The 23,071-nt window shown below is 62.1% G+C and carries 21 protein-coding genes; 7 read left to right on the forward strand and 14 right to left on the reverse strand.

Annotated elements, in window-relative coordinates:
- Positions 1–30 precede the first annotated feature (30 nt).
- Both EG19_RS04005 and EG19_RS12340 read right to left on the reverse strand, forming a co-directional pair.
- Positions 31–354, reverse strand: coding sequence for a hypothetical protein (locus tag EG19_RS04005; protein ID WP_038047723.1), 324 nt, complete (start codon positions 352–354; stop codon positions 31–33).
- The gene (locus tag EG19_RS12340) at positions 351–1,580 is read right to left on the reverse strand and encodes an RHS repeat domain-containing protein (RefSeq protein ID WP_235208694.1); all 1,230 of its coding nucleotides are present in this window, start codon (positions 1,578–1,580) and stop codon (positions 351–353) included. The genes EG19_RS04005 and EG19_RS12340 overlap by 4 nt, the downstream gene beginning before the upstream one ends.
- A 70-nt stretch (positions 1,581–1,650) precedes the next feature.
- Here EG19_RS12340 and EG19_RS13600 point away from each other — a divergent pair, with 70 nt between their 5' ends.
- On the forward strand, positions 1,651–1,941 hold the full coding sequence (locus EG19_RS13600; protein ID WP_161685355.1) for a hypothetical protein: 291 nt from the start codon (positions 1,651–1,653) through the stop codon (positions 1,939–1,941).
- Positions 1,942–2,211: 270 nt separating this feature from the next.
- Here the strand turns inward: EG19_RS13600 and EG19_RS04015 are convergent, their stop codons facing one another.
- The 3 genes from EG19_RS04015 to EG19_RS04020 are packed head-to-tail and all read right to left on the reverse strand — an operon-like array spanning position 2,212 to position 3,592.
- The gene (locus EG19_RS04015) at positions 2,212–2,496 is read right to left on the reverse strand and encodes a hypothetical protein (protein ID WP_038047726.1); all 285 of its coding nucleotides are present in this window, start codon (positions 2,494–2,496) and stop codon (positions 2,212–2,214) included.
- A 14-nt stretch (positions 2,497–2,510) separates the two neighbouring features.
- Positions 2,511–3,023 (reverse strand): hypothetical protein, encoded by a 513-nt coding sequence (locus tag EG19_RS13355; protein WP_152543902.1) that lies wholly within the window; start codon positions 3,021–3,023, stop codon positions 2,511–2,513.
- A 41-nt stretch (positions 3,024–3,064) separates the two neighbouring features.
- Positions 3,065–3,592 carry a hypothetical protein gene (locus tag EG19_RS04020; RefSeq protein ID WP_038047728.1) on the reverse strand — a complete coding sequence of 176 codons (528 nt, stop codon included), beginning with the start codon at positions 3,590–3,592 and terminating at the stop codon, positions 3,065–3,067.
- A 271-nt stretch (positions 3,593–3,863) separates the two neighbouring features.
- Here EG19_RS04020 and EG19_RS04025 point away from each other — a divergent pair, with 271 nt between their 5' ends.
- From EG19_RS04025 to EG19_RS04045, 5 genes are all read left to right on the forward strand, one after another.
- Complete coding sequence (locus EG19_RS04025) at positions 3,864–5,036, forward strand: pyridoxal phosphate-dependent aminotransferase (RefSeq protein WP_038047731.1); 1,173 nt, start codon at positions 3,864–3,866, stop codon at positions 5,034–5,036.
- Positions 5,037–5,074: 38 nt separating this feature from the next.
- Positions 5,075–6,826: an alkaline phosphatase gene (locus EG19_RS04030; RefSeq protein ID WP_053334857.1), complete on the forward strand. Its 1,752-nt coding sequence runs from the start codon at positions 5,075–5,077 to the stop codon at positions 6,824–6,826.
- A gap of 15 nt (positions 6,827–6,841) precedes the next feature.
- Positions 6,842–8,233: a sodium:solute symporter family protein gene (locus EG19_RS04035; protein ID WP_038047733.1), complete on the forward strand. Its 1,392-nt coding sequence runs from the start codon at positions 6,842–6,844 to the stop codon at positions 8,231–8,233.
- Positions 8,230–9,684, forward strand: a complete 1,455-nt coding sequence (gene amrB, locus EG19_RS04040) for an AmmeMemoRadiSam system protein B (RefSeq protein ID WP_038047735.1) — start codon at positions 8,230–8,232, stop codon at positions 9,682–9,684. The genes EG19_RS04035 and amrB overlap by 4 nt, the downstream gene beginning before the upstream one ends.
- A 110-nt stretch (positions 9,685–9,794) precedes the next feature.
- Entirely contained in the window at positions 9,795–12,005 is a 2,211-nt protein-coding gene (locus EG19_RS04045; RefSeq protein ID WP_053334858.1) for a carbohydrate binding family 9 domain-containing protein, read from the forward strand.
- Positions 12,006–12,185: 180 nt separating this feature from the next.
- Here the strand turns inward: EG19_RS04045 and EG19_RS14395 are convergent, their stop codons facing one another.
- From EG19_RS14395 to EG19_RS04075, 6 genes are all read right to left on the reverse strand, one after another.
- On the reverse strand, positions 12,186–12,410 hold the full coding sequence (locus tag EG19_RS14395) for a type II toxin-antitoxin system HicA family toxin (protein ID WP_081799892.1): 225 nt from the start codon (positions 12,408–12,410) through the stop codon (positions 12,186–12,188).
- On the reverse strand, positions 12,407–12,622 hold the full coding sequence (locus tag EG19_RS04050) for a type II toxin-antitoxin system HicB family antitoxin (protein ID WP_038047737.1): 216 nt from the start codon (positions 12,620–12,622) through the stop codon (positions 12,407–12,409). The genes EG19_RS14395 and EG19_RS04050 overlap by 4 nt, the downstream gene beginning before the upstream one ends.
- Positions 12,623–12,917: 295 nt before the next feature.
- A complete protein-coding gene (locus tag EG19_RS04060; protein WP_200867114.1) occupies positions 12,918–14,360 on the reverse strand; it encodes a helicase HerA-like domain-containing protein in 1,443 nt (480 codons plus the stop codon).
- Positions 14,361–14,444: 84 nt separating this feature from the next.
- Entirely contained in the window at positions 14,445–15,014 is a 570-nt protein-coding gene (locus EG19_RS04065) for an elongation factor P (protein ID WP_038047741.1), read from the reverse strand.
- Positions 15,015–15,120: 106 nt separating this feature from the next.
- Positions 15,121–16,755, reverse strand: a complete 1,635-nt coding sequence (groL, locus tag EG19_RS04070; protein ID WP_038047744.1) for a chaperonin GroEL — start codon at positions 16,753–16,755, stop codon at positions 15,121–15,123.
- Between the two features lie 14 nt (positions 16,756–16,769).
- Positions 16,770–17,060 (reverse strand): co-chaperone GroES, encoded by a 291-nt coding sequence (locus EG19_RS04075; RefSeq protein WP_038047746.1) that lies wholly within the window; start codon positions 17,058–17,060, stop codon positions 16,770–16,772.
- 177 nt (positions 17,061–17,237) lie between these two features.
- Between EG19_RS04075 and EG19_RS04080 the strand changes: the two genes are divergently transcribed.
- Positions 17,238–18,404, forward strand: a complete 1,167-nt coding sequence (locus EG19_RS04080) for a glycosyltransferase family 4 protein (protein ID WP_152543903.1) — start codon at positions 17,238–17,240, stop codon at positions 18,402–18,404.
- On the opposite strand, the gene EG19_RS12345 is transcribed toward EG19_RS04080, so the two are convergent.
- Genes EG19_RS12345 through EG19_RS04095 form a run of 3 tightly spaced genes read right to left on the reverse strand, consistent with a single transcriptional unit; the run spans position 18,390 to position 23,020 of the window.
- Entirely contained in the window at positions 18,390–19,253 is an 864-nt protein-coding gene (locus EG19_RS12345; RefSeq protein WP_053334859.1) for a glycosyltransferase family 2 protein, read from the reverse strand. The genes EG19_RS04080 and EG19_RS12345 overlap by 15 nt on opposite strands.
- A complete protein-coding gene (locus EG19_RS12350; protein WP_081799893.1) occupies positions 19,253–20,584 on the reverse strand; it encodes an exopolysaccharide biosynthesis polyprenyl glycosylphosphotransferase in 1,332 nt (443 codons plus the stop codon). Before EG19_RS12350 ends, EG19_RS12345 begins: the two co-directional genes overlap by 1 nt.
- 45 nt (positions 20,585–20,629) lie before the next feature.
- Entirely contained in the window at positions 20,630–23,020 is a 2,391-nt protein-coding gene (locus EG19_RS04095) for a M6 family metalloprotease domain-containing protein (RefSeq protein WP_038047752.1), read from the reverse strand.
- Positions 23,021–23,071 lie beyond the last annotated feature (51 nt).

The raw sequence follows: 23,071 nt of genomic DNA on the forward strand, positions 1-23,071 counted from the left end.
CTTGTTTGCAGACCGCCTTGTGGTCCCGTGTTATTGCTTCGCGAGGCGACGGCAAATCGCCAGGAATTGATTTTCGGCGCGAAGAAGGAGGTCTCCCAACTCCGATTCAAGCGGCCAAGAGTCCACAATCAGCCGCCCAAAACGAATTCCGCTCTCAGCAGCTTCGGCGAACCTTTGCGCAGCCAAGTCGGAAAGCATTTCAATAAGCTCCTGCCTTATGAAACGTAATTGCTCCTCAGTAATCCTCCCGTGCGCAGGTAGGTTACACCCGGCAAGCAGCTGGTCAATCCCAGCGATTCCCCTTCTGATAAGCTCTGCAACCTTCGCGAGTTGCCTACGGTCACTATCCTTCATGGAAGTAGGTCCTCAGGATCTAAGATGAATTTCTGAAGTTGGCCGCCGGGGTAACGGCCTTGTGGCGCTGCGCGTCCTTCGATGATCACGGTTCCGGGGCGGATACGCCATTGCTTAAAGTGTATCATTCGATTCCATTCTGGCGGGAGCGCTAGAGATTCCCTCGAAGCCGGAAAAGTTTCAAACAAATAACTACCTTTCTCGAAGGCCTTCAGATTATCGTAGTACCGGATGCCAAACTCATGGGCACCCGCAGGTCGGACTTTTACGGTTTCCACCACGAAGGATTGCAATATTTGCTGGCGCCTGGCACGCGGAACACCCTGAGCCCTGAGATACCTTGATGCATCTCGGACGCCTTGGTAAGGATCCACGAACGCGTTGGCAACCGGATTAGGCAGCGCCTCGGGCACGTGACCCGGCGGCAGCGCCTCTGCCACACGACCCGGGGGCAATGCGGGTCTATCTAAGATCCTGAGCTTTTGTAGCGCCTGAGCGCCCTCCGCGCTCTTCGCCGCAGCACCAAGGCCCGAAAAGAAAAGCGTCTCCCCAACAAACTCACCCACCTTGTCGGGGTCGGCGTTGACCACCGCGTTTCCAAGCCTTTGCATGCTGCCAGGGAAATCGGTGACCACTGACTTGCCAAATTCGTAAAGCCCAGTCGCGGTTTCAATCGGATGTGCAGCCACTTCGTAAAGGCCTTTTGCCATTCTCGGAATGGCCAGGGCCGCACCTTTCAACTCCGCCAGAGCAAACGAGCCCGATCGCTTTGCCGACCGCCACAGCTCCTCAGGAGAGCTAAACTGAGCAACGAACTCACTGGCGTACACCCCGCACGGTATGTCATCAAGGCCCAGGCAAAGGCCCATCGGGTCCCGGTACATCTGGGGTTGCCAGGCGACGTAGGCGTAAAGGTTGGGGGAGTCGAGGTCACGCAGGGGGTCTTCGGAAAGCCAGGACGCGCTTTTCGGGTCGTACCAGCGGTTTCGGGCATAAGCAAGCCCAGTGGCCGGGTCCGTCCACAGCCCGTGGAAGAGCAGGGTTTGTCCGCCCGGGAGGGCCCCGCCCAGGGTGTCGCTTGCCGCTTGGATGCTGTCGTACGAAACGGGGAAGGTTTGGTGGAAGACCACCTCTTGGGAAGAATCCGCGGGAATGCTCCAGACAACGCTTTGTTCTTCCGCAAGAGGCCGGCCAGCAAGGTCAGCCAGCGCCTGGGTAAGCCGCACCCGGAAGCTCACCCCCCGCGGCCAGCCGGCAAGGGCCAGGATGTCAATCCCGGGGGGAAGGTCTTCGGCCGTGTGGTCAGGCGGCGCCCGGGTGGGGGCCACCATGACCTCGCTTTGCGAAACTGGCTTCCACCCTTCCCCAGGCACCAGCTTTTCCACCCTCACCCCCTCGCCCAGGGTGGTTGCATCCACCGGCAAGGCCATGGTGATGCGCAAGCCCCCTTTTGCCGCCTTGCCTTCATCCGCCACCACCTGCGTGACCGTCCCCGCTTCCGTGGTGAGGCTCGTAAGGCTTGCTTCAAATTTGACCTCCCGCACCTCCGGCCCCACCTCCCCGTGGGCCTCACCGTACGGGGTGTAGAGGTACCGCGCGAGGACAGGAGGCCTTTCGGGACGGCTTCCCGCCTTTTCCTCCACCAACCCCACGACGCTGCCCAGCTCGTCCTTCAGGACGCTATACGCCAGAACGGTTGTGGTCGTACTGGCACTACAAAAAAAGTGCTAGCGCCTTAGCCTATTGCGTTACCCAACACTCCGCTGTTGAGCTCGCGCTTCCCAGGTGGTCCGTGCGAAGCCGCGCAATTGCTGAAGTGCCCAGCCAACGGGAGATTCATTGCTTCTTCCCTCGCTCTTAGCGAAATCGAGGAAATCGCCAGGCGTATTTCCGTACGACGTCATCCGCCAATTCCAGCAATTCAGTGCCCAAGGGGCTTTCGGAAAAGGCATAGCTATCCGTTACCAGCCGACCCAAACCCCGGGCCCATAACAATAAGCGCTCAGGGTTAGGTTGATCCTTCTCAAGCTCGCTTTTGATGTCTTCAAGCTCTCCAATGATGTCCGGAAGGAATCCATATGCGGCGGGTTGCTTAGCAGCCACTTTGCATTTGGCAATAAGCCCTTGGATCTCGCCTTTCATAGACCACCTCCACGCTACTTGGTCAGATCAACGGGACCAAGAGGAACTGCAACCTCAGAATTTGCAACGTAAATCTGTGTTCCGCCTCCAACTGCATAGGGCCCGAATTCTGGATGGCGCACCCGAGGGCCTACTTTACCAAGGATAATTGCCGCTCCTGCTGGAATTTTTAAGGCAGACACATTTTTCGCACACTGAAATCGATTATCGGGCGAGTGATAAACAATCGGTGCACCGCAGGTCGGGCACCAGATTTTTCCGGCGAAATCGTACAGGTGCCCTGAGGGGGCGGGATCGCAAACTACCCCTAGCACACGTCCGAAGCACTCGCTGGCGCCACGTTCACAATCCAGCAAGTCGGGCACGAGTTCGCTCACTTCATCAAAAACAGGATCTTCCCACGAATTGGACTCAGCCAATTCATGACGTGGCGTTCTGCTTAGCAATCGCCCGTGGGTGTCGCCGGCAAACACATAGGTGATGGCTTCACGTTCTCGGTGCAAGAGCTTCCCACAGAGCAAAATCACGCATGCTGCGACCGGGAGACACGGGGCAACGTCAGCGGCCATTAGTTGGGTCGCGTCATCCTCTGGTGCGCGTATCGAACCTCGGACATCACTACGTGGCAGTTATTGAACAACGCAGCAAACGGGTGCCGGCGCTCTTTTAGCTCGATTTCCTTGGCGCGCTGGTGGTACACGCCGTGGATCGTCAGCAAATAGAAAAACACCTCACCATCTTCGGGCATGGGGAAATCCGAAACCGGATACGAAGCCCGTAAGAAGTCCTCGGCAAATTCATTCACAATTCCCAGCATTTCAAGGCACGCACTCCGTACATCCGCGTGCTGGCCGGCCCCAATGATGCCGCCACCGGTGGAAAAATAAAGGCTGACGGTGCCATCGCCCATGCACAGAAAAGTGGCTACCGCGTCTCCCATGCCGGTTTCCATAATCACGCCATAAACCGGGGCCTTGGGGTCGGGCGTCAGACCAAGCTCCTCGATGCGGACGTTCAGGGCCATGGACCGTATGCGGGAGTAGAGTTCTTCTGGGGATTTCGAAGAACGACCGAAAAGCTTCTTTAAAAGTCCCATCCTCTCCTCCATTCATGGCCGGTTTGAAGACACGCCATGCTTTGTGCTGTTCTGAGGGTCTGTGTTTTTCCCGGTCTTGCCATACTGTTGCCCACCGCTGCGTTCCAAACTAGGCCACATCATCCCGAATTGCTTGGGGTTCGTCAATGGGCGTATGCACCCCACTGAGGCTGGGTTGCCCGGTCAGAAGAGCGCCTGAGGGGGAAGGGCCTGCTGCTTTTAAAAAGCCAGCGCCGAGACGTATAATGACGCGACTCGGAGGACCTCAGTGATGGCTAGCGTTCATCCGGTGGATCGCATTGAGTTAGGCGGTATTGTGACGATTCGGGATGCGCTTTTGGCGCAGCAGCGCCAGGGGCGCAAGGTGTACCGGCTGGAAAGCGGGGACCCCTCGTTTTCCATCCCCGGGCACGTGGCGGAAGCGCTGGCCAAGGCCATTCGCGACGGGCACACCCACTACACCCCGGGGGCCGGCATTCCCGAACTGCGCCAGGCGCTTTTCGAAAAGCTGGTGAAAAAGAACCACCTTCCCCTCACCGGCCCGGACCAGGTGCTGGTGACCAACGGCGCCATGCACGGGCTCTACATCGCCTACCGGGCGCTGCTGGATCCCGGGGATGAGGTGCTGATGCCCGATCCCACCTGGACGGAAACCGCCGACAACGTGCTTTTGGCGGGGGGAGAGGTGGTCCGGGTGCCGCTCGGCCCGCAGCTCCGGTACCAGGCCGCGGCGATGGCGGAAAAAATTACGCCGCGAACCAAAGCCCTGGTGATCAACTCCCCCCACAACCCCACCGGCACGGTGATGACCCGGGAAGAGCTGCAAGCCATGGTGGAGCTGGCAGCCCAGCACGGGCTTTGGATCATTTCCGACGAAGCGTACGAGGACATCCTCTTTGACGGCCGAACCCACTTAAGCCCGGGAAGCCTGGGCTACGAGCGGGTGATTTCCCTGTACAGCTTTTCCAAAAGCTACGCCATGAGCGGCTTGCGCTTGGGCTACGTGGCCTGCACCGACCCCCAGCTTTTGGAGCGCATGACCAAGCTCCTGCGCTGCACCATCAACGGCGTGAACTCCGCCACCCAGCACGCCGGTGTGGCTGCCGTAACCGGACCCCAGGACCACCTGGCAGCCATGGTGGCGGAATACCAAAAGCGGCGGGATGTGCTGTGGGGGGCCCTGGCCCATTGCCGGCTTTTGCACCCGTTTAAGCCGGAAGGGGCCTTTTACCTTTGGGCCACCATGGATGCAGCGTGGGAAGGCTACCAGGGCCAGCGGGACGGGTGGGCCATGACCCGCTACCTCATTGACGCCTTCGGCGTTGGCAGCTCTCCCGGAGAGGTTTTCGGCCCGCAAGGTAAGGGCTTCATCCGCTTTGCCTTTGCCTGTAGCAGCGAACAGGTGGCAGGGGCGGCCGAACTTTTGCGCCAGGCGTTTGCCTAGGGCTTGCCGGGCGGCTAGCATGACGTCAGGAGGGAACGATGGGACGTCGGCTGCTTTCGGCTTTGGTGTGGTTGGTAACGTCGTTTTCGGCTTTTTCTGCAGGTCTCACGGTGCTCAGCCCAACCCCCCGCACCACCGTGGCCGTGGGGCAACGCTTTGATGTCCAGGCAGAGGCGGAAAACACCGCCGGGCTTTTTTGGGAGGTGACGCTGGACGGCCAACCCCTGGCCGGTGAGGTAAAGGGCAACCGCTTTGTGGTGCCGGCCTTAAGCGTGGAAAAGCCCGGTACCCACGTTTTGGAGTTCCGGCTGCTGCAAAAGCTCGGGAAAAAAGGACAAACGCAGGTGGTGGCCAGCGCCCGCCAGGAGTTTGAGGCAAAAGCGTGGCCCCAAGGGGGCGGCCGGGTGCGCCACGTAATCCTGTTTGTGGGTGACGGCTTTGGCTTTGCCCACCGCACCGCGGCTCGGGCTTTCCTCTACGGCTTTGAAGGCGGCAAAAGCCGCGGTTTTCTGGCCATGGACACGCTGCCGGTGCAAAGCGCCATGGTGACCGCCTCCCTTTCCGGTTTCGTCACCGATTCGGCAGCCGGAGCCCACGCCTTTGCCACCGGCACCAAAACCGCCAACGGCATGATGGGCGTTTTCCCCGATACCACCGAGGACGACGGCGACAACCCAACGGTGGAAACCCTCCCCTGCTTGCTCTTCCGCACCCGGGGGATGGTTTCGGGGTTGGTGAGCACCGCCGACCTGACCGACGCCACCCCCGCGGCTTTTGTGGCCCATGTGGCGGACCGGGGGGAAGCCAGCCGCATTGCCCGGCAGATACTGGAAAGCAGCGAACCCTGCGGGGTCCGTGTGCTTTTGGGCGGAGGGAAGAAGACCTTTTCCAGCCCCGATCTTTTGCCGTTCTTCGCCGCCCAGGGCTTTTCCCAGGTGTTTTCGGCAAGCGAGCTGGAAACGGCTTTGCAAGCCAGGCCCCGCAAGCTCTTGGGTCTTTTTGCCGACCGCCACATGAACTCGCCCTTTGACATCCAAAAGCGGGGAGATGCTTCGGTGGTGGGTGGCTACCCCGATCAACCTTCGCTTTCGGCCATGACCCGCGCCGCTTTGCAGGTGCTTAAAGAAAACCCGGCAGGGTTTTTCCTCATGGTGGAAGGGGCGCTCATTGACAAGCAAGCGCACATGCTGGACGCGGAACGCATGCTCTGGGAGGTGTACAACCTCGACCAGGCGCTGAAGGTAGCCCTGGAATTTGCGGAAAAAACCAACTCGGATGGCGATCCCACCAACGACACCCTGGTGATCCTCACCGCCGACCACGAAACCGGCGGCTTGGTGCTCCCGGGGGTAACCGACCCGTCCCGCATGGGCACCCGGGACCAGGTGGGCACCTACGACCGCATGGGCTTCCCCGAGGCCGCCGATGCCAACGGTGATGGCTACCCCGACAACCCCGATCCCGAAAAGAAGCTGGTGCTCCACTTTGGCGGGGCTCCCGACCATTTTGACGACTTCCGCTCCCAGCCGCGGCCGGTGGCTCCCGCAAAAGCTGGCGATGACAGGAAGGTCCACGCCAACCCCGAAAAGGACGGGCAAACCGGGGTGCTGTACACCGGGGTGAGCGAGGTCACGGTGCCGGAACACGGCTACGCCCCGGACCGCGGCGTTCACACCGGCGTGGACGTGCCGCTTTTGGCCCTGGGGCCTGGGAGCGAGCGCCTTACCGGCGTTCGCGACAACACCGAAATCTTCTTTGCCATCCTCCAGGCGCTGGCCCCAAAACCCTAGCTTTTCGGAAAGCCCATGAACACCCCGGTGCTGGTGGGTTTGGCGGTTTACGCCGGGGTGCTGTTCTTCCTGGACCGCCGGGCCCGCACCACCCGGCTTTTGGACTACCTCCTGGCCGGGCGGCAGCTCACGCTGGTGCCATTCGTGGCCACGCTGGTGGCCACCTGGTACGGCGGCGTGCTGGGGGTTGGGGAGTTTTCCTACCGCTTTGGCCTGGCCAACTGGGTGGTTTTCGGGGTGCCTTACTACCTGGCGGCTGTGCTCTTCGCCTTTGGTTTGGCTTCCCGCGCCCGCTCTTCGGCGGTGCTTTCCATTCCCGAGCAACTGCGGGCGGCCTACGGGCCGGTGGCCGCCAAAGTTGGCGCGGTGCTGGTGCTGCTCATGGCCACCCCGGCGGCTTACGTGCTGATGCTCGGGCAGCTGGTGGAGGTTTACCTGGGCGTATCCCGCCCCTGGGGGGTGGCGGTAACTACCGCCCTCACCGTGGCTTCCGTGGTTTTAGGCGGTTTCCGCACGGTGGTGCGCGCCAACCTCTTTCAGTTTGCCCTCATGTACCTGGCTTTTCTCATCCTCCTGCCGGTGGCCTTGAGGGAGCTCGGCGGTTTCAGTGGGCTCTGGGCGATGCTCCCGGAAACGCACAAAACCTTAAGCGGAGGGCTTCCCCTGCAGGCCATTGCCGTTTGGTACGTGATTGCCCTGCAGACGCTCGTTGAGCCCACCTTCTACCAGCGTTGCTACGCCGCCACCACTCCCAAGGTGGCTCGCAACGGCGTGCTTATTTCCGTGGCCTTTTGGGTGCTTTTCGACTTTCTCACCACCTTTTCCGGCCTGGCCGCGCGAGTGCTGGTGCCAAACCTGCAAGACCCCGGCCTGGCTTACCCGGCCTTGGGCAACCTTTTGCTTCCCCCCTGGCTTAACGCGGTTTTTGCCGTGGGCCTTTTTGCTACGGTCTCCTCTACCGCCCATTCGTACCTGTTTCTGGCCGCCGCCACCGTGGGGCACGACCTCTTGCCGTCCCGCTGGAAGGCCCGGGAACGCCCCTTCATTGCCGTTAGCCTGGCCGGACTGGGCCTGGCAGCAGCGGTGTTGGCCTTAGTCCTGGGCAGCGTGGTGCTCATCTGGCACGACGTGGGCAGCATCGTCACCTCGAGCTTGCTGTTGCCCTTAGTGCTGGCCCACTTCCCCAAGCGCTTTTGGTTTTCCCCCAAAGCGTGTCTTCTGGCCGTTACGGGCTCGGCGCTTTTGGCTAGCGGCTGGATTTTGGCCCGGGAAGGTGGGGTTTACCCGCTGGGTCTTGAGCCGGTTTTTCCGGCGCTTTTGTGGTCCTTGCTCGTTTGGGGCACCGACGTGCTGTTGCCAAAGGCAGGCTCAGGGTTTATTTGTTTGGGCAGAAGGAGGCAACCATGAGAGGCGTGCGCCCCCCGGCGGTAGCTGGCAGCTTCTACCCCTCTTCGCCCTTGCAGCTCAGCCAGGACGTGGAGCGCTACCTGCAGGAAGGCAGCAACGGCAGCTCCTGTCAGGCGGTCATTGCCCCACACGCCGGGTACATGTTTTCCGGGCGAACGGCTGGCTACGCCTTCGCCCGTTTGAGCCCTGAGGTTTCTCGGGTGATTCTCCTAGGGCCTTCCCATTTCCGCTCCTTTTCCGGGGGGGCGCTGCCCAGCCCCCACCTTGCCGCCTTTGCCACGCCGTTGGGCGAGCTTCCCCTGGACCAGGCGGCCCTGGCCCTTTTGCGCGAAAACCCGCTTTTTGCCGGCCCACCGCAGGCCCATGATCCCGAGCACTGCCTGGAGGTGGAGCTGCCGTTTATCCAGAAAAGGGCCCGGGAAGCGGCCATTGTCCCGGTGCTCATTGGCAACCAGACAAGCCTGCAGCAAACCGAGGAAATCGCCCAGGCGCTTTCGCCGCTTTTGACGGCGGACACCGCAGTGGTGGTTTCCTCGGACTTCACCCACCACGGCCGGGCCTACGGTTACGTGGTTTTTCCCGAAAACGAAGACCTGGACCTGCACCTGAAAACCCGGGCGGAGCGCACCGCCGGCCGGGCCATTGCCTTGGACGTGCGGGGGTTCTGGCATCAGGTGGAGGTGAGCGACGACAGCGTCTGTGGTGCCAAGCCCATTGCCGTCTTGCTGCAGCTCTTGCAGCACGCCTTTAGCGGAGAGGGCAAGCTGCTCCACCTTTCCACCTCCGGCGAGGTGAGCGGCGATTGGCACCAGGTGGTGACCTACGTGGCCGCAGGTTTTTCCGGGCAGTGGACAGCGTGGCGGGAAGACGACGCGCCGAAACCTGCTCCCCTCACCCCCGACGAGCAAAAGGCGCTCCTGGCCCTGGCCCGGGCCACCATGGAAACCCACCTCACCCGCGGCGAGCAGCTGGCGCTGTGGTTTGCCACCCACCCGCTCACGCCCACCATGCTCGCCCCCCAAGGAGCCTTTGTAACTCTCCACACGCTGCCAGAAAAAAAGCTGCGGGGTTGCATTGGGCTGTTGCAGCCGGCCGGCAGCTTGGTGGACACGGTCATTCACGCGGCGGTGCAGGTGCTTTACGATCCTCGCTTCCCGGCGGTGCGCCTTGCCGAGCTTGAGTCCCTGGAGGTGGAAATTTCCGTGCTTTCCCCACCGCAGGCGGTGCCCAATGCCGAAGCCATCCGCTTGGGTGAGCACGGGGTGATCCTGAAAAAAGCCGGGCACAGTGCGGTTTTTCTCCCGCAGGTGGCGGATGAAACCGGCTGGGATTTGGAGACGTTTCTGTCGCGCCTGGCGCAAAAGGCGGGGCTTCCCCCCGAGGCCTGGCGCAGCGCCGAGCTTTCGGTGTTCACCGCCCAGGTTTTTTCCGAACACACTTTAACCGCTTAAGGCCATAAAACCGCGAGCGTTTGATCGCCGCAAGATTTACACCTGGAACTTGCCCGGCGTTTTCACGTTTAATGTGCTGCCGGGGTATTGCCGGCCGAGAGGGAATGAGGATGCGCACGAAGACCATCACGCTCGTTTTTTTGCCTTTGGCCCTAACTCTTGCTACCCACGCCCAGACCCTTGAGGTTCCCGAGGTGAACGCTGAGTTTCGCATCGATGGGATCATGGACGAGCCCTCCTGGCAGAAGGCTTTGGTCCTGGAGCTCCCCTACGAAGTAGAACCGGGCGACAACACGCCGGCACCGGTGCGCACCACCTGTTACGTAGTGAGCACGCCGCACGCGCTTTTGGTGGGTTTTGAAGCCTTCGACCCTAACCCCAGCGAAATCCGCGCCCACTACTCCGATCGCGATCGGCTTTTCCGCGACGACTTTGTGGGCTTCATGTTGGACACCTTTGCCGACAAACGGCGGGCGTACACCTTTGCCGTCAACCCCCTGGGGGTGCAAGCGGACGGGGTGCGCAGCGAAACCGCCGGTGACGAGGAAAACTACAGCTTCGACTTCACCTGGAACGCCGCCGGGCGCATCACCGCTTCCGGCTACCAGGTGGAAATTGAAATCCCCTTTTCCGCGTTGCGCTTTCCCGCTGGCAACGGCGCAAAAAAGTGGGGCTTTGGCGCGCTGCGCGCCTACCCGCGCTCGGTTCGCCGTATGTTGTTTTCGGCTCGCCTGGACCGTAACAACTCCTGCACCCTGTGTCAGCTCCCGGAAATCCAGGGCTTCGCCTCGGCCCGCCCCGGGCGCAGCCTGGAGGTGAACCCCACCTTTGCCGCCGCCCAATCGCAAACCCGCAAGGAGCTGGATCAGCCCACCATGAGCCAGCCATCCCGTCGTGGAGACGGCGGGCTTTCCCTGCTTTGGGGGATAACCCCCAACCTCTCCCTGGCTGCCACCTTAAACCCCGATTTTTCGCAGGTGGAAGCTGACGCCGCGCAGCTTTCGATCAACCGCACCTTTGCCCTGTTTTACCCGGAAAAGCGCCCGTTTTTCCTGGAGGGAGCCGACAACTTTTCTACCCCCCTGCCCGTGGTGTACACCAGGAGCTTGGCCGACCCGCAATGGGGACTGAAGCTCACCGGCAAAGAAGGGCGAAGCACCTTGGGAGTTCTGGTCGTTCGCGACGAAATCACCAACCTGCTGCTGCCCGGGGTGCAGGAGTCCTCGCAAACCACGTTGGAACGCCCCTCCGATGCGGCGGTTTTCCGCTACCGCTACGATCTCGGGCAGTCCTCAGTGCTGGGTGCCATCGTCTCAAACCGACAAGCTGCCGGCTACTACAACCGCGTGCTGGGGGTGGATGGCATGCTGCGTTTCTCTGATGCCGACAGCCTGCAGTTTCAGGTTCTGCGATCGCAAACCCGTTATCCGGCCCTGGCCGATATTGAGCCCTCCCTCCAGGAGAAGGAGCTGGAGGAAAGCGCCTGGCAGCTGGCCGCAGGCCATTCGAGCCGTAACTGGGAAGGCTGGGTGTTCCTCCGCAACGTGGGGGAGGGTTTCCGCGCCGATTTGGGCTTCCTCCCGCAGGTGGGGATGCGCGGCGGTGAGGTGGGCGCCCAGCGCATCCTGTGGGGTGAAGAGGGGTGCTGGTACACCCGCTTGGCCTTTGGCACCGAGGTCAACTTCTGGGAAGACCAGCACGGTCAGCTACTTCACCGCAACGCCGCGGTTATGGTGCGCTACTCGGGCCCCCTGCAATCCACGGTTTTCCTGCGGGCCACGCGCTTTACCGAAGCCTGGAACGGCCAGCAGTTCAGCGGAAAGCGTTTGCGGGTTTTCAGCAACGTGCGCTTTTCAGGAAGCCTTACCTCTTCGCTGGGGCTGGAGCTTGGCGATGCCGTGGACTACAGCAACTCCCAGCTGGCCAGGATCACCCGCGTAAGTCCCGGATTTACCTGGAACTGGGGGCGCCACCTTTACCTGCAGGGTGACTTTGTGGGCGAGCGGTTGGAAGTGGCCAGGGGCGAGCTTTACCGGGCGCTGGTGGCCGAGCTCCGCAGCTGGTACCACTTCAACGTGAGAAGCTACCTCCGCTTGATCCTCCAGCGCACGCAGGTGACCTACCACCCCGAGCTTTACCAGGATCCTCCCAACCGCCGCAGCATCCGCACCAACACCCAGGTGCTCTTCGCCTACAAGCTCAACCCCCAGAGCCTGGTGTTTGTGGGCTACTCCAGCAACCTGCGGGGCGATGAACACACGGCCAACGTGACCATGGGCCGCACGCTGTTCCTCAAGCTCTCCTACAACTGGCTGGTTTAAGGCGATCCTTTTGGTGCGCCTTTACCAACGCGCTTTTCCGGTGGTTTCCTTAGCCTTCGCCACCCTCACCTCTTGGCATTTGGGGGCACCTCGGCCAGCCACCACGACACGGCTGCAAAAAGCCGGCACCCTGGGAAAAACGCACGCGGGTTTCACCACCTCCGGGGAAAAAAACTACCGTCACAAAAGCTTTAAAAGCTCTTCCGGCGTTATCTCGCAATCGGACAGGATCTTCCCCATTAACCCTGGGCCAATGGTCTCGCCACGGTGTACGGGAACGACCGTGCGGCGACCGTCGGGATGTTGCAAGAAATGGTGGCTCCCTTTCACGCGGAGCACCTCAAAACCAGCTTTCCGTAGCGCAGCAATGAGCTCTTGCCCTTTGAGGCGTGGAAGCTTTGTCACACTTCAACCCAGATCCGCTGGACACCAACGAACTCTTGAGGTATCGGTGCTTGCCCTTCCACTTCCAAACACAGCTCGATGGCTTCACGGACCCGTTTCATTAAGGTGTCCAGCGACCTCGCTTGAGTGTGGCAGCCGCGGAGCTCCGGCACACTGGCTACGTAGTAACCTTCGGGGTCACGCTCAATGATCACGTTAAACGCTCTCCTCATCGTTCACCCCCCTTCTATTTTGCAACCCCCCGCCCTAAAAGTTGCAGCGCTTCGCGCTTCTGCGCTGGCCAGCTGCCGCTCGCAAACCCGTGTGGACCGCAGGTGCCCACAGCGCTTGGATGCTGAAATTTGAGCTCTTCCGAGAGGGCCCAGGCAACGGGTGAGGGGTTACAGCGCAGGGCCGCGTTACCGTCTGAAACCTGGAAGTTCAACGGGAACAGCATTGCGAATTCTCTTGCCGCCGCAAAAAATCGTTCTAAGCCGGCTGCCTGGCAAAGTAAAGCGCGCAAACGCCTCACCTCCCGCGGAGGAGGGAGCCCAGGATGCCCCGCACGATTTGCCGGCCCAGGCTGGAACCCACCGAGCGGGCCGCGCTTTTCAGGAGCGCCTCGGCCAGGGTATCCCCCCGCCTGGAAGGCTGGCTGGGCCGCGGTGGACCCCCACCCCAGCTCCATCCCCCCCAAACCGGCGTTTCCTGGGGTTTGGTGAGCACCTCGTAGGCGCTTTCCCGGTCAAGGCTTGCCTCGTACTTGCCGGCCAGGGGGCTGGCCGCCCGCACCTTGGCCCGCTCCTCCGGGGAAATCGCCCCCACCCGGGACACCGGTGGCGCGATCTTCACCCGCTCCACGGGGCTTGGGGTGCCATCCTCCTGCAGCACCGAAACCAGAGCTTCGCCAATGCCCAGCTGGGTAATCACCGCTGCTGTATCCAGCCTGGGGTTGGGGCGGAAGGTTTCCGCGGCTGTTTTCACGGCCTTTTGCTCCCGCGGGGTAAAGGCCCGCAGGGCGTGCTGCACCCGGTGGCCCAGCTGAGCGCTAATGCTGTCCGGAACGTCCAGCGGGTTTTGGGTCACGAAGTAAACGCCCACGCCCTTGGAGCGCACCAGGCGCACCACCTGCTCGATCTTTTCCAAAAGCACCCGGGGGGCATCCTCAAAAATCACGTGGGCTTCATCAAAGAAAAGCACCTGCTTGGGCTTGGGCACATCGCCTACCTCGGGGAGGTTTTCGTAAAGCTCAGCCAAAAGCCACAGGAGCACCGTGGCGTAAAGGCGGGGGTACTGGAAGAGCCTGTCGCAGGAGAGGATGTTCACGGCGCCGCGACCGTCGGGGGCGGTGAGCATGAGATCGTGAACGTCCAGCATGGGCTCGCCCAAAAAGCGCTCCACCCCCTGCTGCTGCAGCACCACCAAGCGCCTTTGGATGGCCCCCAGGCTGGTGCTGGGTACGCTCATGCCGGCCACGGCGTCCCTGTGGGTGGTCAGGTGCTGAAGGAGCGCTTGCAGGTCCTTGAAAACCAACAGCAGCAAGCCCTGCTCATCCGCCCACCGGAAAGCCACGTTGAGCGCCCCTTCTTGGGCTTCGGAAAGCTCCAAAAGCCGGGACAAAAGCAGCGGCCCCACGTCGGAAACCGTTGCTCGAAGGGGGTGGCCCTGTTCCCCCAGGGCGTCCCAGAAGATCACGGGAAACGCCTGGGGACCGTAGGAGGTAAGCCCCAGCTCCTGGGCTCGCTTGAGGAAGGGTGCTTTGTCGGCCCCGGGGAAAGCCATTCCAGCTAAATCACCCTTCACATCGGTAACCACCACCGGAACACCCGCACGGGAAAACCCTTCCGCCAAAAGCTGCAAGGTAATGGTCTTGCCTGTTCCCGTGGCCCCGGCAATGAGCCCATGCCGGTTGGCCCGGGAAAAAGGAAGAAAAACCGCCGTTTCCCCTTTGCCTAAAAAGATACCCTCCACAATTCCCTCCTGCCCGAAAAGAGCCAAAAACCGCACCACCGTTCGCTGGGCGCCGTCCACCCCGGTGACGTTGCCCTGGTTCTTTCACTTCTTTTGCCGCACCCGCTCCAGGTACTTGCCGGTTTCGGTTTCAATGCGCACCGTGTCGCCGGTTTCAATGAACTGAGGCACCAAGACCTCCATGCCGTTTTCCAGAACCGCGGTTTTGTAGGTGGAGGTTTCCATATCCCGTAGCCCTGGTGGCGCCGAGGCCACTTTCAGCTCCACCACCTCCGGAAAGATCACGTTCACCGGTTGCTCCTCCCAGAACTCCACCGGCAGGCGGGCGTTAGGGGTCAAAAACACGCTCTTTTTCCCCAGCACGTCCTTGGGCAGGTTGTACTGCTCGTAGGTTTCGCTGTCCATGAACACGAAGCTTTCCTCGTCCTCGTAAAGGTATTCCAAATCCCGGCGGGTAAGCTCGACGTCTTCCACTTTTTCGTCGCTGGCCAGGCGAATTTCCTTGATGTGGCCCGTACGCAGGGACTTGAGCTTGAGTGCAATAAAGCCGGCAAACTGACCGCTCCCGCCGTGATGGGCCACCTCCAGAACCCGGAATAGCTCCCCTTCCCGCCGGATGACTGACCCCATCTTCAAGCTCGCAGCCTCCAGCATGTTGCCCTCCGCTCGTTTTTTTATTATGCCTTAGGGCGGAAGCCCAGCAAAGCATAAAAAAACGCGGGGCACGAAGCCCCGCGCTTTGTCCTTTGCGAGAAGGAGATCAGTACATGTCCATGCCGCCACCGCCGGCTGCCGGCTTCTTCTCCTCCTCGGGGATTTCAGAAACCAGCGCCTCGGTGGTGAGCATGAGGCCAGCGATGGAAGCAGCGTTGATGAGGGCGTTCTTGGTGACCTTGGCCGGGTCAATGACGCCGCTTTCCACCAGGTCCTCGATCTTCATGGTTTGAGCGTTGAAGCCGTAGTTGCCACCCTTCTGGCGGATTTCCCGCACCAACACCGCGGCTTCGTCAATGCCGGCGTTGTAGATGATCTGGCGGGTGGGTTCCTCCAGGGCCCGAAGCACGATTTGGATTCCGGTCCTCACGTCACCGTTGTGCTGCTCCAAGAGCTTCTCCACCTCGTCCATGGCCCGCAGCAACGCCACACCGCCGCCGGGAACGATGCCCTCTTCCACCGCGGCCTTGGTGGCGTGGAGGGCGTCCTCCACCCGGGCCTTCTTTTCCTTCATTTCGGTTTCGGTGGCAGCGCCGACCTTAATTTGCGCCACACCACCCACCAGCTTGGCCAGCCGCTCCTGGAGCTTCTCGCGGTCGTAATCCGAGGTGGTTTCCTCGATTTGCTTGCGGATTTGCTTCACACGGCCGGCAATGGCTTCCCGCTTCTTGGGATCATCGTCGTCCACCACGATGGTGGTGTCGTCCTTGGTCACCGTGACCTTGCGGGCGGTGCCCAGGTCTTCCCACTTGACGTTCTCAAGCTTGATGCCGAGATCCTCGGAAATGAGCTTGCCACCGGTGAGGATGGCAATGTCCTCGAGCATGGCCTTGCGGCGATCGCCAAAGCCGGGGGCCTTCACCGCCACCACCTGCAGGGTGCCCCGGAGTTTGTTCACCACCAGAGTGGCCAGCGCTTCACCTTCCACGTCCTCGGCCACGATCAACAAGGGCTTGCCCTGCTTGGCCACCTGCTCCAGGATGGGCAAAAGGTCCTTCATCGAGGAGATCTTCTTCTCGTAAAGCAGGACCTTGGCGTTTTCGTACACGCACTCCATGCGCTCGGCGTCGGTGACGAAGTAGGGGGAAAGGTAGCCGCGGTCAAACTGCATGCCCTCCACCACTTCCAAGGTGGTCTCCAGGCCCTTGGCCTCTTCCACGGTGATCACACCGTCCTTGCCCACCTTGTCCATGGCTTCGGCAATGATGTTGCCGATCTCCTCGTCGTTGTTGGCGGAAATGGTGCCCACGTGGGCAATGGCCTTGCCCTCCACCGGCTTGGCCAGCTTGGTGATGGCCTCCACCGCCTTCTTCACCGCCAAATCAATGCCGCGCTTCAGGTCCATGGGGTTGGCGCCGGCGGTAACGTTCTTCACGCCCTCGCGGTAAATGGCCTGGGCCAACACCGTGGCGGTGGTGGTCCCGTCACCGGCCACATCGGAGGTCTTGGACGCCACCTCCCGCACCATTTGCGCGCCCAGGTTCTCGAGCTTGTCCTTGAGCTCGATTTCCTTGGCCACGGTGACGCCGTCTTTGGTAATCACCGGCGAACCGAACTTCTTTTCAATGACCACGTTGCGGCCCTTGGGGCCAAGGGTCACCTTCACTGCATCCGCCAGCTTGTTAACGCCACGGAGAACGGCCTGCCTGGCCTCCTCGGAATAGACGATTTGCTTCGCCATAGTCACCACCTCCCTTACTTTTCAATCACGCCGAGGATTTCGTCCTCGCGCACGATGACGTACTCCTCATCACCGATCTTGATGTCGGTGCCGGAGTACTTGCCGATGAGCACCCGATCGCCCTTCTTCACCTCGATGGGCACCCGCTTGCCGCTGTCGTCCAAGCGGCCAGGACCCACAGCAATGACCTCAGCTTCCTGGGGCTTTTCCTTGGCCGTGTCGGGGATGATGATGCCACCCTTCACCACCTCCTCCGGCTCGATGCGCCGCAGGAGAACCCGATCGTTAAGCGGTCGAATCGTCATAACGTCTTCCTCCTTTCCTGTGGTGCTTCCTTGGGCGTCCGGAGCCGATTAGCACTCCGGACCCGAGACTGCTAATAGCATAAGCCTTGCGCCTCAACCCGTCAAGCCCCCAAAGGCGGTTTGTGCACATTCCTTTAGTGAAGCAGACTAAAGGTTCCCTTGGGATAGGATGTGCCGGTGCGGCTGCTGTTTGTGACCCCCCGCCCCTTTTGGCCTCCCCGTCGAGGGGAGCAAGCTCGGCTTTCGGGCTTTTTGTCCCGTTTGGCCCCCCGCCACCAGGTGCTGGTGGTCTCTTTGGTTCCTCCGGGTTTTCACCCCACCCCCGCGCCGCTCCCCGTGGAGCAGCGGTACGTGACCACCCGCCCTTGGCGTCCGGTGACGGGGATCCTCACCCACCCCTGGGAACCGCTGCAGGTTGGTTTGCATCGAGAACCAGGCTTGCTCCGGGGGCTTCGCGAAAGCCTGGCGGTGTTTCGGCCGCAGGTGGTGGTGCTCATGCTTTCCAGGATGGCCTGGCTGCTCCCGCACCTCGAAGGGGCCCCCACCGTCGTGGATTTCGTGGACTCCCTTGCCCTCAACATGCGCATGCGGGCCCGTTTTGAACCGTGGCTTGCTCCGCTTTGGTGGTGGGAGGCCTGGCGTCTTTCAGTGTGGGACCGGCGGGTGCTGGCCCTGGCGGATGCCGGCACGGTGGTGGCTGAAAGGGACCGCGCAGCCATCCTCGGCGGCCAAGAAACGCTTGAGCCCAAGCTTCGCGTGGTCCCCTTTGGCATTCCCGTTCCTGAGGAGCCGCTGCCAAGAACAGCAAAAGCGCCCACCTTGCTTACCACCGGCAATCTGGGGTACTTCCCCACGGTGCAGGGGATCCTCTGGTTCGCCCGTTACGTGTGGCCCCGCCTCCGTCAAAAGGACCCCCACCTGCGGTGGGTGGTGGCGGGGACCCGCCCCAGCCGCCGCATCCGCGCGCTGGCACGGATGGGGGTGGAGGTCGTCCCCGAACCCGAAAACCTTACCCCCCTCCGGCAGCAAGCTACCGTGGCGGTGGCACCGTTGTTTGCCGGTTCGGGAACCCCCATCAAGGTGCTGGAGGCCATGGCCTGGGGATTGCCCGTTGTCACCACGCCCCATGCCGCCCAGGGGCTGGACGGCATTCCGCCGGGGTCCCTGGCTCAAGCCCAGGACCCCGCCGGCTGGTACGAAGCTGTTGCCGGGCTTTTGGACGACCCCGCAAGAGCGCAAGCACAAGCGGTCACCGCCCACCAGTGGGTGAAGGGCCGGCACGAGCTTGGGCAGGTCGCAGAAGAGTTTGAGCGTTTGCTCTCGTCGCTGTCAGCTAACCGGTAGCGGCCCTTGGGGAAGGCTTACCAAGGCCGCCCAATGCCCCCGCCATAGCGCCCGGGCTTGCTCCCTTTGACCACGCAGGGAGAACCCCAGCGATCGAAAGGCCACGTACAGCGAGTGGACCAAAGCCAGCCACAGGCGAAAGGCGAAAGGACGGAACGGTCGCAGGCGGGTTTTGGTCATGTGCTCAAGGTAAAAAGGCGAAAACACGTGGGAGCCGGTGGCGCTGCCCAGGTGGTGCACCGCCGCCACCGCCGGCGAGTACCACAGCTTCCAGCCCGCTCGCCGCAGCCGCAGACACAAATCCAGGTCTTCGTGGTACATGAAGTAGCGAGGGTCAAAGCCACCCACCCGGGAAAAAGCCTCCCAGCGAAAGGCCAAAGCCGCCCCCGGCAAAAAACCCACCGGCCGGGAACGCCAGGCCCGGGCCAAGGAGCGGTACTGCATGACCACCCCCAGCGGCCAGAGCACCGCTCCACCCGCCGACCACAGGGATCTCCCGTCGGGAAAGAAAAGAGGGCCTCCTACCGCACCCACCTTTGGGCGCTCCAGGTTGCGCACCGCAGCTTCCAAGAACCCCGGGAGCAACTCCACATCGTGGTTTAAAGCCACCAGCACCTGCCCCGAATCCCCGCCAAGGAAGCGCGCCCCACGGTTGACCCCCTCGCCAAAACCGGGGTTGTCAGAAAACGGAAGCACATCGGCGCCGTCCAGGGCTGGCAAATTGCGGCTGTTGTCCACCACCACCACCCGCCGATCCACCGGCGAGGGGTCTTCCCACACCGAGCGGAGGCAACGCCAGGTGGGCTCGGCATCGCCGTAGTGCACGATCACCACACCCACGCGGGCCATTACCCCCGCACCCCAAAGACCGCCGCACTCACCGTGCGCAGGAGGATCAAAAGGTAAAGGGAAAAGGACCGCTCACGGATGAAGTAAAGGTCAAACTCCAGCTTCCGCCGGTGCTCTTCCAGCGTCCTCGCGTAAGGCATGTTCACCTGCGCCCAGCCGGTGAGCCCAGGGGGGACTGCCAGGCGAAACGTGTAGTACGGGATTTGCTCGGCCAGCTCCCGCACAAACTCCGGCCTTTCCGGGCGGGGACCCACCAGCGACATGTCCCCCACCAGCACGTTAAAAAGCTGCGGCAGCTCATCCAGCCGAAAACGCCTCAAAATACGGCCAACCCTGGTTACCCTGGGGTCCTCCTCGCCGGCAAACTCCGGGCCGTTGACCTCGGCATCAGGCTTCATGGTGCGCAGCTTCCACAGCACAAAAGGCCGTCCAAACTGTCCCAACCGCACTTGCCGGTAAAAAACCGGTCTTCCGTCCCACAGCCACACCGCTAACGCCGACAAGGCCAAAAGCGGTAACGTCAGGACAAGCAAGAAGAGGGAAACCACCACGTCCACGACGCGGGTGGTGCGGTTGAACACCTCCCAGTGGATGCCGCCAAACTCCCGCTGGTGCAAAAAAGCTTCAGGCGGCAAAAAGCTCACCGGCAGGCGCCCCTCCACAAACGCCCAGAGCTCCGCCGCGGGAACCACCGGAACCCCCGAGAAATGCAGGGTCACCAGTTGCTCCGCCATGCGCCCGGGGTTGGCCACCGCCACCAGCGCCGTTTCCCCCTGCACCAGCGCCTCCTGAAGTCGCTCCGGAGCCACCGGTGCAAGCTCCCAGGGGCATGCCGGGTGGTGGGCCAGGGCTAAAAGCGGGGCAAGCTCCTCCTCGCCCCCAACCACCAAAACCCGCGGTTTTTGCCGCCCCCGGAGCCAGCGGTCCCAAGCGGCGCGCACCCCCAAGGCCCCCAGAGCCCAGCCGGTGGTTGTCCCCAAAAGCAAACCGCGCCCAAACTTCCAGGTGGGAACCAGGTAGGTAGCTAAAGCCAGCAGCACACCCCAAGCCAAAGCGGCAAAGGACACCCGCAGCAAGCGCTCACCCGGCAAAAGGTGGGCCTTCTGGTACAGCTCGGCGGCAGTGGCCACCAACCAAATCCCCAAGACTCCAGCCGCCGCCAGGCCGGGGTGTTCCGAAAGGCGGGCAAAGTGGGCCGCCCGGTCAACCGGGTTAAAGCGCACGTAGTGCGCCAACACCGCCGCCGCCACCAAGAGCAACCCATCCAAAAGCGGAAAGAGAACTCCCTCTCGGGGATGACGGCTGAGCCTTCCCAACATCCGCCCCATCATGCCGCTCGTGGAACCCTACGTCAACGAGCTGGCATGCTCCGGCAACTATCGCCTTGCCGGCTTAAGAACCCGGCGGGGGGTGCGCTGGCAAACGAAGCCAGTTTCCGCTTGTCCGGTGCGGTCCGAGGTGTCCACCTCCACCCGCACGCGGCCTTCGGGGGGAGCCCAAACAAACAGCCAGTACGTCTGCGGATCCTCCATGGCAAACTGCATGATGGCCGATTCCTGGTCGCCAAAATAAACGCGGAAGTTTTCAGGCTCCAGTTTGAAGCCCAAAATCCCCTCCGGGGTTTTCACGGAAACCTTAAGGGCCATGAAGGGACAGCCCCGGGTCTCAAGGATTTCCACCACAAGGGGATCCACCGGTGCAAGGCTCACCGTGAGCGCAAGCTCCCCACCCACCGGCCGGCCGCTGCCGTACCGCCCTACGGCCAGCAGGTACGGCTCCCCCCGCCGCAGGGGAACTCCCCGGAGCTCGGAAGCACCGGTCTGATCCACATCGTCGTTGCAGGCCAAAGGGTGAAGGTTCCCACAGCTACCACCAAACAACTGGACCACGGTGTCGAACCCCTCGGCGCGGACGTTAAGCTTGCCGGTCCGCCGCGGGGTGATTTGCCAGAAAGCGGTTTTGGAAAAAGGCGCACAGGACGCCTCCACGTCGTCGCCCGTAGCCTGGGCCAGCCAGCCGCGCCACTGGTAGGTTTCGCCGGGAGAAAGCGCTACCGCCACCGCACCCTGGCATTGGTCGTGGGCCACGCCTGCAGGGTTGGGGGCGGTGATGGAGGTGGCAAGGGCGTTGTCTTCCCAAGCCACAGCCTCCACTGCGACGCCGGTGGTGGCGCCGTCGGTTTGGCGCCGGGAGGAAGGCGTGCTGTCGTCGGCAAAGCGGGAAAAGCTTCCGGGCCGGAACAGCATGTCAAAGGTGAAGTTGCTGTCTTTGCTGTTCAAAGGCTCGGTGCCGTTAGCTTCTTCCAGGTCCACCAGCCGCCGGTTTTCGTCGGCGTTGGAAGATTGGCTTTCGTCCACGTGCCAGAGGGCAAGGCCAGGGCGGCTCTCAAAGGCTCCGTCCCAGCGCAAAAGCCCACGATCGAAACCCTGAGCCCGTCGTTGCTCGAGAAGGAAGTACTCGTTCCCCAAACCGGTGCCCAGACGCACCACATCCCCGGCCGTCACCGCCGGCAAAAGGCGAACCACCTCCGCCCCCAGCCCATCCCGAGGGCGCGTAATTTCCGTGATCGTTCGTGCCCAGGCGGAAAGCAACACCGGCAGCTCTCCACCGTAGCAGGGCGGCTCACACCCCCAGGAGCCCGAGCCCATCAAGCAAAGACCCCCAACGCCCGCCGAAGAGCCATCGGTGTCGTAAAGATCGGGCAGGCCCAGGATGTCGTGACCCAGCTCGTGGACCATCACTCCAATGGTGCTGCGGTGACCGTTGCTGGTGGTGGATTGCATCCACTCCCCAAAGGAAGCGTAGCCGCCGTCAAAGGCGTAATCCGCCACCTGCACCCCATCCACCACCGGAGCCGGCACCACGCCAATGCCGTCGTTAAAGTTGCCTAAAGACCAACGGTGCCCCCAGTTGGCCGGGCTGTAGGTGGGTTTGTACCCGCCGTAGGAGGACTCGTAACCGGCAGTAATGACCACCAGCGAAAGCTCGGCCCGGGAAAGACCGCCGTTGCCGTCGGTGTCAAAACGACGGAAGTCCACGTAGGGATCGGCAGCTTCAATGGCGGCCTTCACGGCCAGCCGCATGTTGTGGCTGGCCTCTTTCTTCTGTTGCTCGGTGATCGTGGGGTCTTTGCTGCCGGTGATCCCTCGGTTAGGGTGGGGCATGGGCAGAGAAAGCCAACCCACAACGCCATCCCCGGCAATACCGTGGCTTTCCGGTGCAGGCGCTAAGGAAAGCTTGCCTAGGCTGGCCTGGGTAAAGTAAGAAGCGGCCGAGCCACTTCCGGTAAAGAAAAGCTGGGCAAAATCGCTGGCCTGGGAGCCCACCGGTTGCCGGTCGGTAAAGGAAACCAGGATCACCAGAACCGGCTGCTGGCCGGGGACCGAAAGCTTTCGGATCCCCGCCGGCCGCGAAAACGGCAAAGGCGGCAGAAATTCCCCCCCACCCCAGCCGCGAACGGTGGGTCGCAGATGCTTGGGGACAAGTCCTTGCGCAGCAATTCGGCCGGCGTCGCGCAGCCGGGGACCGGGCTGCAGGCGCCCGCTGGCATCCAGCATCGCCAGGCAGAAAAAGCCCTCTTCATCCTGGATTACCGTTTCCCCAGAGGGCAGCTCCCACCAGAAGTTGAACTCGTCCCCCACCGGCACCAGCTCCAGCACGCTCCCGTCCGGTTGCACCACGGTTTCCCGCTGGGGGTTTACCACCACCGACCAGCCGGCGCTGACCCAGGCCATCCCAAGCAGCAAAGCAATCCAAAGCCGTTTCATGCCCTATACTTTGCCGAGGAATCGTTCCTTCTGCAAGCGTTGGTGTGCCAC

The sequence above is a fragment of the Thermoanaerobaculum aquaticum genome (genome assembly GCF_000687145.1).
In the GTDB taxonomy this organism is placed as follows: Bacteria; Acidobacteriota; Thermoanaerobaculia; order Thermoanaerobaculales; family Thermoanaerobaculaceae; genus Thermoanaerobaculum; species Thermoanaerobaculum aquaticum.